The following is an 11104-nucleotide window of genomic DNA, read 5'->3' as shown; positions in this document are numbered from 1 at the left end:
CGTTTTATCTCCGTTTACCTTTCCTTCCTGGGGATTTTGGTGGGGGGTGTTCGGGGGTCGGGTCTCTGGGCCTCCCCCCCCCCCCCGCGGGCGGGGGGGGGGGGGCCCCGGGGCCCCCCCGCCTCCAGTCCGTCGTGGGGTCGCGTCGCGACGTTCCTGCCCATCGCACGCGGCATGGAAGGCAGAATCGCGCGTGGTGGGTCGGAAGGAACGACCTCCTACGAGCGGAACGACCTCCTGCGAGCGGAACGACCTCCGACGAGCGGAACGACCAGGGACGCGTGGAACGATCTGCCGCGGGTCAGAGGGAGTCGCGCAGCTCCGTGACCAGGTGCCGCACGACGGCACGCAGGTCGCCGCCGTGCTCCTGCGCGACCTGCAGCTGCCGCTGGTACGACGCACCCCGCTCGATCATGGTGTCGAGGTGGTGCAGTTCCTCCTGGCAGCCGAGGCGTTCGGCGATCGGGTCGAGCCGCTGCACCAGGTCGTGCACCTCGTCGGTCACGAGCCGCTCGTCGCCGGCGACGTTGGTGATGATCTCCGCCTCCATGCCGTAGCGGGCCGCACGCCACTTGTTCTCGCGGATGAACCACGGCTGCATCGTGGGCAGGGTCTCGCCCGCGTCGAGCCGGTCCGAGCAGGCGGTGACGAGGCACTGCACGAGCGCGGTGACGGCGCCGACCTCGTGCAGGGTCGAGATGCCGTCGGACACCCGGTTCTCGAGCGTGCCCCACTTCGGCGACGGGCGGATGTCCCAGCGCAGGTCCGCGACGCCCTCGACGACGCCGGTGTGGGTGAGGTCGCCGACGACCTCCTCGAAGTTCGCCCAGGCGCCGAGCTGCGGGGGCAGGCCGCCGGTCGGGAGCTGCTGGAACATGAGCGCCCGGTTCGACGCGTAGCCGGTGTCGGTGCCGGCCCAGAACGGGCTCGACGCGGTGAACGCCTGCAGGTGCGGGACGTAGGCGAGCATCGCGTTCATGATCGGGACGGCCTTGTCGCGGTGGTCGATGCCGACGTGCACGTGGACGCCCCAGATGAGCATCTGCCGTCCCCACCAGCGCGTCCGGTCGATGAGCGTCGTGTAGTGCTCGCTGTCCGGGGTGATCTCCTGTTGGTCCCACTGCGCGAACGGATGCGTCCCGGAGCACATGACGTCGGCGTCGAGCGGATCGGCCGCGTCGATGACCTCGCCGATCGTGTCGGACAGCTCCGCGGTGGCACCCCGCACGGTGTCGTGGACGCCCGTGACGACCTCGACCGTGTTGGTGAGGAGCTCCTCGGTGACCTTGTCGTGGTCGCCCAGTCGCTCGTGCACGGCGGCGATGACGGCGGGGGCCCGTGGGGCGAGGTCGCCGGTCGCGCGGTCGACCAGCGGGAGCTCCCACTCGACGCCGATGGTCGACGGGCGGGACTCGGTGAAGCGGATGTCCATGCTGTACATCCTGCCCGGATCGTTGTCGGACACGCACAACGAACCCCGGTCCCGGTCGTCGGGATCCGATTCCCAGGAGATCCACACCGGGCGTACCGTGGAAGCGCTAACAGGGAAGAGGTACGCATGCAGTTGGTCGTGCGCGGGACGTCCGCACCGCTCGTCGGGGAACTCGACATCCCGGTCTCGAAGTACCACGCGCACCGCGCGCTGGTGCTCGCGTCGCTGGCGAAGGGGACGAGCATCGTCTCCGGCATCAGCGCCACCCGGCAGGTCGAGTGGACCGTCGGGACGCTCCGAGCGCTCGGGGTCGACATCAAGCGGCGGGGCAACGAGTACCACGTCACCGGGCTCGGCGGCCGGTACGAGGCCACCGACGTGGTCGACCACGGGTCCCGCGGTGCCGACGGCGTCCTCAACATGGGGTCATCCGGCACGACGCTCTACTTCATGACCGGCCTGGCGTCCCTCGCGGACAAGCCGATGACCCTCTCCGGCATGAAGTACTTCCAGCGGCGCCCGATCAAGGCGCTGCTCACCTCGCTCGCCCAGATGGGCATCGAGCTCGAGGCCACGAACGACTGCCCGCCCGTCACCGTCCAGCCGAAGCGCCCGCGCGGCGGGGACGTCCAGATCGCCGGCACCCTGTCGCAGTGGATCTCCGGCCTGCTCCTGGTGGCACCGTTCGCCGAGCAGGAGACCCGGATCCACATCACCGGCGGACGCCTCAACGAGCAGCCCTACGTCGAGCTGACGGTCCGCATGATGCGGCAGTTCGGCCTGACGGTCGAGGTCTCCGACGACTGGCTCGAGTACCGGATCCCGGCGAACCAGCAGGCCACCCCGCACGACTACGTCATCCCGCCGGACATCGGCTCGGCCGCGTTCGGCATCGCCGCTGCCGGCATCCGCGAGTCGAACGTGCTGCTCCGCGGCATGACGGCGTTCACGACCGCCGAGACCGACCACCCGGAGAGCGAGTTCCTCGACCTCGCCACGGCGATGGGTGTCCCGATGCGGATCGACGAGGAGACCGGCTTCGTGCGCATCGAGCACGACGGTTCGCCGCTGCGGCCCCTCGACATCGACTGCCAGCCGATCCCGGACCTGCTGCCCGTCCTGTCGACGATGGCGACCTTCGCCGAGGGCACGACCCGGCTCTGGAACGTGGCGCACATCCGACTGAAGGAGTCCGACCGCGTCGCGGCGATGCTCCAGCTGAACCGGATGGGCGGCCGTGCCGAGCAGGGCGCCGACGAGCTCCGGGTGACCGGTGTCCGACCGGGCGAGCTGCACGGCAGCCCGATGTCCTCGTTCAACGACCACCGCGTGCTGATGTCGCTCGCGGTCGCCGCGTCGAAGGCCGAGGGCACGTCCTCGCTGACCTATCCGCGCGCGTACCGGATCTCGTACCCGACCTTCCTCGAGGCGATGAACGCCGTCGGGCTCGACATGGAGGTCGGCGACGGCCTGGCGGCCCAGGTCGCCCGCGACGACCGGATCGACGCGGCCGAGTCCGAAGCGCCCGAGCGCACCGACCTGGGGGAGTCGCGTGACGCCCCGGTGGCGCCGCAGGACCGCCCCGCGGCCGTGCTGCCCGAGCTCACCGGTGTCGACGCGGACCCGCTGGTGCTCAGCGAGAAGGTCCGCGCCCTGTCCGAGCAGGACCCGGACGGCCTGGCCGTGATCGAGGTCGGCGGCCCCGAGCCGGTGAACACCACGTGGAAGCAACTGCAGGACGAGGCCGACAAGGTCTCCGCGCTGCTCCTCGAGCTCGGTGTCCGGCGGGGCGAGTCCGTGGCGATGCAGCTGCCGAACTGGCGCGAGTTCGTGTCGATCACCCTCGGCGCCATCCAGATCGGCGCCGTCGCGACGCCGATCATGCCCGTGTTCGGTCCCCGTGAGACCACGATGACGCTCGCCCGGTCCCGGGCCCGCGTGGTGTTCCTGCCGAACCTCTTCCGGAAGCGCCGTCCCGCGCTCGAACTCCTCGACGTCATCGACGAGGCGCAGGCGCAGCAGCGTCGACTCGCCGTCGAGCACGTCATCGTGCTCCGTGCCGAGGCCCGGGGGATCGCGGACAGCCCGACGAACCAGGCACCCCTGCCGGCCGACGCCGCCGAACGCGTCGCGGCGAGCGACTGGAACTGGCGCTACTTCGACACGGCGCTCGAGGCGGTGCAGGTGGACGTCGACCAGATCCGGTCGCACGCCCCGGGCCCGGACGACGTCTGCCAGCTGCTGTTCACCTCCGGCACCACCGGCGAGCCGAAGGGCGTGCAGCACCCGCACCGCACCCTCGGCCTGGCGACCGCCATGCACGTCGCCCAGTCCGGCCTGACGAGCGAGGACCGGATCTACATCCCGTCGCCGCTCGCCCACCAGACCGGCTTCCTGTACGGCATGCTGCTCGCGTTCCGGCTCGGCGCCCCGCAGGTCATCCAGCCGGTGTGGGACGGCACCGTCGCGCTCGAGCAGGCGTTCGGCGCCGCGGGGGCGACCTTCGTGCAGTGCGCGACGCCGTTCCTGACGGACCTCGTCGACCTGGTCGAGGCCGGTGCGCCGCAGCCGGAGTCGCTCCGGATCTTCGTGCCGACGGGCGCCGCGGTGCCCCGGGCGCTGGCCCAGCGTGCGAGCAGTGTCCTCGGCAGCGCGATCCTCGGTGCGTTCGGCACGAGCGAGACCTGCCTCGGAGCCCTGTCGAGCCCGTCGGACGACCCGGCGGACGCCTACGGCCACGACGGCCGCGCGCTGCCCGGCATCTCGATCCGCATCGTCGACGACGAGGGTCACGAGCTGCCGGCCGAGACCGAGGGCAACTTCGAGCTGTTCTCGCCGACGATGTTCGACGGGTACCTCGACCGGCCCGACCTGACCGACGACGTCTTCACCGCGGACGGCTGGTACCGCACCGGCGACCTGGCGAAGGTCTCCGACAAGGGCTTCCTGTCGATCACGGGGCGCATCAAGGACGTCATCAACCGCGGCGGCGAGAAGATCCCGGTCGTCGAGATCGAGAACCTGCTCTACCAGCACCCGCTCGTCACCGACGTCGCGATCGTCGCGATGCCGGACGCCCGGCTCGGGGAGCGTGCCTGCGCGTTCGTCGTGCCGGCGGCGGGTGCCGAACGGCTCGACTTCGCCGGGATGCAGCGGGCGCTCGACAAGGCGGGCGTGAGCAAGTACTACTGGCCGGAACGACTCGAGTACATCGCCGAGCTGCCGCGCAACGCGGTCGGCAAGGTCCAGAAGAACGTCCTGCGCGAGCAGGCAGCCGCGCTCGTCGCGACGAAGGAGAACGAGACACGATGACGCTGGTCACGGAAACGGCAACCGAGCAGGACTTCCAGCAGCTCAAGACCGAGGTCACCGAATGGGTTCGCGGTCGCGGCGAGGAGTGGGCCGAGGAGATCGAGCGCACCGGACAGGTCGCGCCCGAGCTCTTCCAGGAGCTCAAGGACAAGGGCTGGCTGTCCCTCGCGGCGCCGACCGAGCTCGGCGGGCGCGACATCCCGTTCTCGCGCTACCTCGAGGTCATGGAGATCGTGTCGCGCTCGCACGCGTCGATCCGCATGCTCGTCCACGTCATCAACGGCACCTGGCGCGCGATGCAGCCGTACGCGACGCCGGAGCAGATCGAGCAGGTCGTCAAGCCGAGCGTCGCGGGGGACAAGCTCGTCGCCTTCACGCTGACCGAGGCCACCGCCGGCACCGGCGCGGACATCCGCACCACTGTCCGGCGCGAGGGCGACACCTACGTGATGAACGGTGAGAAGCACCTCATCACGTTCGGCGTGAAGGCGGACTACTGGCTCATCGCCGCGCGCCTCGAGGGCACCAGCGGCCAGGACGGCACGGTCGCGTTCCTGATGCCGAACTCCGGCCTGCCCGGGGCCGAGGTCGTCGACGACTCCGACACGATGGGCATCCGCGGCACTGACCACGCGATCCTGCGCTTCACCGAGACGCCGATCCCGGCCAGCGCCCGCCTGGGCGAGGAGGGCCAGGGCCTCGAGGTCGCGCTCGGCGGGTTCCTGCTGCCGAGCCGCGTGTCCGTCGCGATGAGTGCCGTCGGCCTGGCCGAACGGGCGAACGAGCTCGCCGTCGAGTACGCGAACAAGCGCGAGACCTTCGGCAAGAAGCTCTCCAGCCGGCAGGCGATCCAGTTCTACCTCGCCGAGAACTACGCGGACATCGCCGCCGCCCGCGCGCTGGTGCTCGAGGCCGCGCGCGCCTACGAAGAGGGCCGTCCGGACGCCGGCACGCTCTCCAGCGCCTCGAAGATGGTCGCCGTCGACATGCTCGCCCGCGTCACCGACAAGGCGCTGCAGGTGCACGGCGGTCAGGGCTACTGGAAGCGCAACGCGATCGAGCGCGTCTACCGCGACGCGCGCGCGCAGCGCTTCGAGGAGGGCACCAACGAGATCCAGAAGCTGGTCGTCGGCCGTGCCGTCGTGACCGGCCAGGCCGGGTTCTAGACCGCAACCCAGTACCGGACTGGAGGCGCGGTGCGGCCCCGCACCGCGCCTCCCGTCCGTCACCCACTCCCGCAACGCAACCCAGAAGGACCGACGTGACCGACAGCACCACCGCCCCCATCGCACTCATCACGGGCGCCTCGCGCGGCATCGGACGACTGCTCGCCCAGAAGCTCGGCCAGCGCGGCGTCACCGTCGTCGTGACGTACAAGGGCAACGCGGACCTGGCCGAGGAGTCACTGGCCGACGTGAAGGCCGCCGGTGGGGACGGCATCACGGCGCAGGTCGACATCGAGCAGCCGGAGTCGATCGACGCGCTCTTCGACCTGGTGCGGGACACCTACGGTCGGCTGGACTACTTCGTCGCGAACGCCGCCGCCAGCGCGTTCAAGCCGGTGAAGGAGCTCAAGCTGCACCACCTCGACCGCAGCTACGCGACCAACGCGCGCTCGTTCGTGCTCGGCGCGCAGCGTGCCGCCGAGCTGATGGACCGGGGTGGCCGCATCGTCGTCGTCACCTCGTACGGGTCGCTCCGCGCGTTCCCGACCTACGCCGCGCTCGGTGCCGCGAAGGCCATGAGCGAGTCCTACATGAAGTACATGGCGGTCGAGTTCGGTCCGCGGCAGATCACCGTGAACGCGGTCAACGGCGGCCTGATCGACACCGACTCGCTCGAGTACTTCTACACGAAGGTCCCCGGCCAGGCGCCGATCGAGTCCGTGTTCGAGAAGCTCCCGCTGCAGCGCCCCGGCACGGCCGACGACATGGCCGACGCGGTGGACTTCCTGCTGTCCGACAAGGCCGGCTACATCACCGGGCAGGTGCTGTCGGTGGACGGCGGCCTGACCGTGATCGCGCCGCCGTTCTGGGCGGACACGACGTCGCCGCTCCGTGACGCGGTGCTCCCCGCGGCAGAATAGGCGCATGAGCAGCGTCGCTTCCGCCCCCGTCGTGCCGGACTCCCTCCGGACCGTCTCCTCGCCGTGGACGCTCGGCCCCGTGACCATGCCGAACCGGGTGGTGATGGGGTCGATGCACACCGGGCTCGAGGTGCACGACGACGGCGGGGCCGGGATGGCGGCGTTCTACCGCGAGCGTGCCGCCGGCGGCGCCGCGTGCATCATCACCGGCGGCATCGCCGTCAGCGACGAGGCCCGCGGCGGTCCGGACTTCGCCGTGTTCGGCGTCGGGGGATCGGACGAGCGGTTCCGTGCCGCGGTCGAGGCCGTGCACGACGAGGGGTCCGTCATCCTCGCGCAGCTCTTCCACGCCGGCCGGTACGCGCTGGCGTCGGGGATGGTCGACCGCCACGGCGACCCGCAGCGCGTGGTGGCGCCGTCGGCCCTGCCGTGGGCAGCCGCCCGCGGCGTGGTGCCGTCCGCGCTCACGGTCGCCGAGATCGAGCGGACCATCGAGGACTTCGCCGCCGCCGCCCGCTCCGCACGGGACATCGGGTTCGACGGCGTCGAGATCATGGCGTCCGAGGGCTACCTCATCAACCAGTTCCAGTCGCCGCTGACGAACCTGCGCGACGACGAGTGGGGCGGTTCGCCCGAGCGTCGGCGGCGGTTCGCGGTGGCGGTCGTCGCCGCTGTCCGTGCGGCGGTGCCCGACCTGGCCGTGACGATCCGGCTCTCCGGCGCCGACCTGATGCCGGGGTCCTCGACGGACGACGACGTCGACGCCCTCGTGCACGACCTGCTGCCGCTCGGGCTCGACGGGATCTCGGTCGGCATCGGCTGGCACGAGTCCCGCACGCCGACCGTGCAGGCCGCGGTCCCGCACGGCGCCTGGCTGGCCTACGCCGCGCGCATCGCCGGGGTCGTCCGCGCCTCCCCGTACCCGGACGTCCGGGTGATCGCGTCGAACCGGATGACGGACCTCCGCGACGGCGAGGCCGTGCTCGCCGACGGGCTCATCGACGCGGTGGCCCTCGCCCGGCCGTTCCTCGCCGACCCGGCGATCGTGTCCCGCTCGCTCGCGGGCCGGTTCGCGCTGGTGAACACCTGCATCGGCTGCAACCAGGCGTGCCTCGACCGGTCGATCATCGGCCAGCCCGTGTCCTGCCTGGTCAACCCGCGCGCCGCCCGCGAGGTCGCGTTCCCGGCACGCCCGACGACCGACCCGAAGCGCGTCGACGTGGTCGGCGGTGGGCCGGCCGGGCTCGCGGCGGCCGTCGACGCCGCGCGCCGCGGGCACACCGTGACGCTCTGGGAGGCCACCGACCGGCTCGGTGGCCAGTTCGACCTCGCCGCCCTCGTGCCCGGGAAGGAGGACTACGCCGCGACGGTCCGGTCCGCCCGTGCGGAGCTCGAGGAACGCGGCGCGACGATCCACCTCGGTCGGGCCGCGACCGCCGCCGACCTGGCCGGCAGCGACGCGGTCGTCCTCGCCCCCGGCGTGGTCCCGCGCACGGTCGACATCCCCGGGTCCTCCCTCCCGCACGTCCGGACCTACGAGCAGGCACTGCGGGAGGGCGTCCCCGCGGGCACCGTCGCGGTGATCGGCGGCGGGGGGATCGGCGTCGACACGGCGGCGTTCCTCACCGAGTCGCCCGACGAGGCGCACCGTGCGACCCAGTTCGCCGCCCGCTGGGACCTCGACGTGTCCGAGGTCGTCGTCGGCGACGTGCCGCAACGGCTCCCCGCGGCGACCCGCACGCTCCGACCCGGCGGCGACGTCACCGTGCTCCGGCGCTCGGGCAAGTTCGGCCAGGGGATCGGCATCACGTCGCGCTGGGTCGCGATCGGCCGGCTCCGTGACACCGGCGTGCACCTGGTCGGCGGCGTGCAGGAGTACCTGCGCATCGAGCCGGGCGCGCTCTGGATCCGCGACGAGCACGGCGACGAACGGGCGGTGCCGGCGGACCACGTCGTGCTCTGCGCCGGGCAGGAGCGCGGGCCCGTCGACGGCCTCGTGGCGGCCCTCGAGGACGCCGACGTGCCGCACGCCGTCGTCGGCGGTGCCCGGGACGCCCGGAGCGTCGACGCGGTCCGTGCGACCTCCGAGGCACTCGAAGCCGTCCGACGACTCGCCCCGTAGCGAGTCGACTCGCATCCCGGCCGGGAATCTGTAAGAATGAACGGTCGAATCGCGCCTGCTCGACCCTCTATCCAGCTGTGCGCGACTCATTCCGAGCTTTCACCGTGTGTGCCCCCACGCCCGCGGTTCCGGTTCAACCACAACATCACGCAACAGGAGTAATTGTGGCTGTCAAGATCCGTCTCAAGCGCCTCGGCAAGATCCGTGCGCCGTACTACCGCATCGTCGTCGCCGACTCGCGCACCAAGCGCGATGGTCGTGTGATCGAGGAGATCGGCAAGTACCACCCCACCGAGGAGCCCTCGTTCATCGAGGTCAAGTCCGACCGTGCGCAGTACTGGCTCGGCGTCGGCGCGCAGCCGACCGAGCAGGTCGCGGCGCTCCTCAAGCTCACCGGCGACTGGGCCAAGTTCAAGGGCGAGAAGGACACCGAGTCCAAGGTCAAGGTCAAGCAGCCGAAGGAGCCCTTCGTCGTCGACTCGTCGAAGAAGGCCGTCCTGAAGCCGAAGTCGGAGAAGAAGGCCCCGGCCGCTCCGGCCGAGGCCGACGACGCAGCAGAGACGACCGAGGCGTAATTCCTTGCTCGCTTCCGCGCTGACGCACCTCGTCAAGGGGATCGTCGATCACCCTGACGACGTGCGCGTCGCCAGCTCCACCTCCCCACGCGGCGAGGTCCTCGAGGTGCGCGTGCACCCCGAGGACCTCGGCCGCGTGATCGGTCGCGCCGGACGGACCGCAAAGGCGCTGCGCACCCTCGTCTCGGCTCTGGCCGACGGCAAGCGGGTGCGTGTCGACGTGGTCGACACCGATTCCTAGGGAGACGACCCAGCTCCGGGTGGGTCGCATCACGAAGGCGCACGGGCTCAAGGGCGGCATCAAGCTCGAGCTCTACACCGACGACCCGGATCGTCGGTTCAGCCCGGGCGCCACCTTCACGCTCCAGGTCCCCGACGACTCACCGTGGTCGGGCAAGACCCTCGAGCTGGACGAACTCCGCTGGTACAACGGTCACCCCGTCGCGTTCTTCGCCGGGATCGACGACCGCACCGCGGCTGAGTCCCTCGCGCGCATCATCCTCTGGGTCGAACAGGACGCCGACGCCGAGACCGGCGAGGACGACGCCTGGTACGACCACCAGCTGGTCGGGCTCCGCGTCCTCCGCGACGGCGTCGAGGTCGGCACCGTCGCGCGGGTCGACCACCTGCCCGCGCAGGACCTGCTCGCGATCGACACCCCGTCCCGCGGCGAGGTCCTCGTGCCGTTCGTCTCGGCGATCGTGCCCGCGGTCGACATCGCGGCGGGCACCGTCACGGTGACGCCGCCGACGGGCCTCTTCGAAGAGCCCGAGGACACCTCGCGTCCGGAGACGGTCACACCGCCGGCCACGCCCCCGGTCACGCCCCCGGTCTCGTCGCCCGACGAGGACTGACCCGCGTGCGCATCGACATCGTCACGATCTTCCCCGAGTTCTTCTCGGTGCTGGACGTGTCCCTGCTCGGCAAGGCCCGGCAGGACGGCCTGCTCGACGTGCACGTGCACGACCTCCGCTCGTGGACGACGGACCGGCACCGCACCGTCGACGACACCCCGTACGGCGGGGGAGCGGGCATGGTCATGAAGCCCGAGCCGTGGGCGCTCGCGCTCGAGTCCATCCTGCGACCCGACGGTTCCTCGACCCTGGTCGTGCCGACGCCGGCCGGCACCCCGTTCCGGCAGTCGACCGCGCGGTCGCTGGCGTTCGAGCCGCACCTCGTCTTCGCCTGCGGGCGGTACGAGGGCATCGACGCCCGGGTGTTCGAGTGGGCCGCGTCACGCTGCTCCGTCGTCGAGCTCTCGCTGGGCGACTACGTGCTGAACGGTGGCGAGGTCGCCGCGATGGCGATGATCGAGGCCGTCGGGCGGTTGGTCCCCGGGGTCGTCGGCAACCCCGAGTCCCTCGTCGAGGAGTCGCACGAGGACGGTCTCCTCGAGTACCCCTCGTACACGAAGCCGGCGTCGTGGCGTGGCCTCGACGTGCCGGACGTGCTGCTGAGCGGGCACCACGCGCGTGTCGGTGCCTGGCGGCACGAGCAGCAGATGGAGCGGACGCGGCGCGTCCGTCCGGACCTGCTGCCCGACGCGTAGCGCGCGGCGCGCGCGTCGCGACCGTCTA

At 71.4% G+C, this 11104-nt stretch carries 9 protein-coding genes; 8 read left to right on the top strand and 1 reads right to left on the bottom strand.

Annotation, left to right across the window (positions count from 1 at the left end):
* Positions 1–301: 301 nt before the first annotated feature.
* Positions 302–1441 carry a glutamate--cysteine ligase gene (locus tag EDF64_RS08695; RefSeq protein WP_208108869.1) on the bottom strand — a complete coding sequence of 380 codons (1140 nt, stop codon included), beginning with the start codon at positions 1439–1441 and terminating at the stop codon, positions 302–304.
* Positions 1442–1558: 117 nt separating this feature from the next.
* Here EDF64_RS08695 and aroA point away from each other — a divergent pair, with 117 nt between their 5' ends.
* The 8 genes from aroA to trmD all read left to right on the top strand — a co-directional run bounded on the left by aroA (position 1559) and on the right by trmD (position 11076).
* Positions 1559–4744 (top strand): 3-phosphoshikimate 1-carboxyvinyltransferase, encoded by a 3186-nt coding sequence (gene aroA, locus EDF64_RS08690; protein WP_133519587.1) that lies wholly within the window; start codon positions 1559–1561, stop codon positions 4742–4744.
* On the top strand, positions 4741–5910 hold the full coding sequence (locus EDF64_RS08685) for an acyl-CoA dehydrogenase family protein (protein WP_133519586.1): 1170 nt from the start codon (positions 4741–4743) through the stop codon (positions 5908–5910). Before aroA ends, EDF64_RS08685 begins: the two co-directional genes overlap by 4 nt.
* 95 nt (positions 5911–6005) lie before the next feature.
* Positions 6006–6830 (top strand): SDR family oxidoreductase, encoded by an 825-nt coding sequence (locus EDF64_RS08680; protein ID WP_133519585.1) that lies wholly within the window; start codon positions 6006–6008, stop codon positions 6828–6830.
* 4 nt (positions 6831–6834) lie between these two features.
* A complete protein-coding gene (locus tag EDF64_RS08675; RefSeq protein WP_133519584.1) occupies positions 6835–8952 on the top strand; it encodes an FAD-dependent oxidoreductase in 2118 nt (705 codons plus the stop codon).
* A 164-nt stretch (positions 8953–9116) separates the two neighbouring features.
* On the top strand, positions 9117–9527 hold the full coding sequence (rpsP, locus tag EDF64_RS08670; RefSeq protein ID WP_071292877.1) for a 30S ribosomal protein S16: 411 nt from the start codon (positions 9117–9119) through the stop codon (positions 9525–9527).
* Between the two features lie 4 nt (positions 9528–9531).
* The gene (locus EDF64_RS08665) at positions 9532–9768 is read left to right on the top strand and encodes an RNA-binding protein (RefSeq protein WP_071292878.1); all 237 of its coding nucleotides are present in this window, start codon (positions 9532–9534) and stop codon (positions 9766–9768) included.
* A 19-nt stretch (positions 9769–9787) separates the two neighbouring features.
* On the top strand, positions 9788–10381 hold the full coding sequence (gene rimM, locus EDF64_RS08660) for a ribosome maturation factor RimM (RefSeq protein WP_208108868.1): 594 nt from the start codon (positions 9788–9790) through the stop codon (positions 10379–10381).
* A gap of 5 nt (positions 10382–10386) precedes the next feature.
* Positions 10387–11076 (top strand): tRNA (guanosine(37)-N1)-methyltransferase TrmD, encoded by a 690-nt coding sequence (trmD, locus tag EDF64_RS08655; protein WP_133519582.1) that lies wholly within the window; start codon positions 10387–10389, stop codon positions 11074–11076.
* The last annotated feature ends 28 nt before the right edge of the window (positions 11077–11104 follow it).

The sequence above is a fragment of the Curtobacterium flaccumfaciens genome (genome assembly GCF_004361695.1).
GTDB lineage: Bacteria > Actinomycetota > Actinomycetes > Actinomycetales > Microbacteriaceae > Curtobacterium > Curtobacterium flaccumfaciens_B.
This window is presented reverse-complemented; position numbering and strand designations above follow the sequence as displayed.

Bases quoted from the DNA above. Each gene is read 5' to 3' on its own strand.
- EDF64_RS08685 (WP_133519586.1), top strand. From the start codon at position 4,741: ATGACGCTGGTCACGGAAACGGCAACCGAGCAGGACTTCCAGCAGCTC.
- EDF64_RS08675 (WP_133519584.1), top strand. From the start codon at position 6,835: ATGAGCAGCGTCGCTTCCGCCCCCGTCGTGCCGGACTCCCTCCGGACC.
- aroA (WP_133519587.1), top strand. From the start codon at position 1,559: ATGCAGTTGGTCGTGCGCGGGACGTCCGCACCGCTCGTCGGGGAACTC.
- EDF64_RS08695 (WP_208108869.1), bottom strand. From the start codon at position 1,441: ATGTACAGCATGGACATCCGCTTCACCGAGTCCCGCCCGTCGACCATC.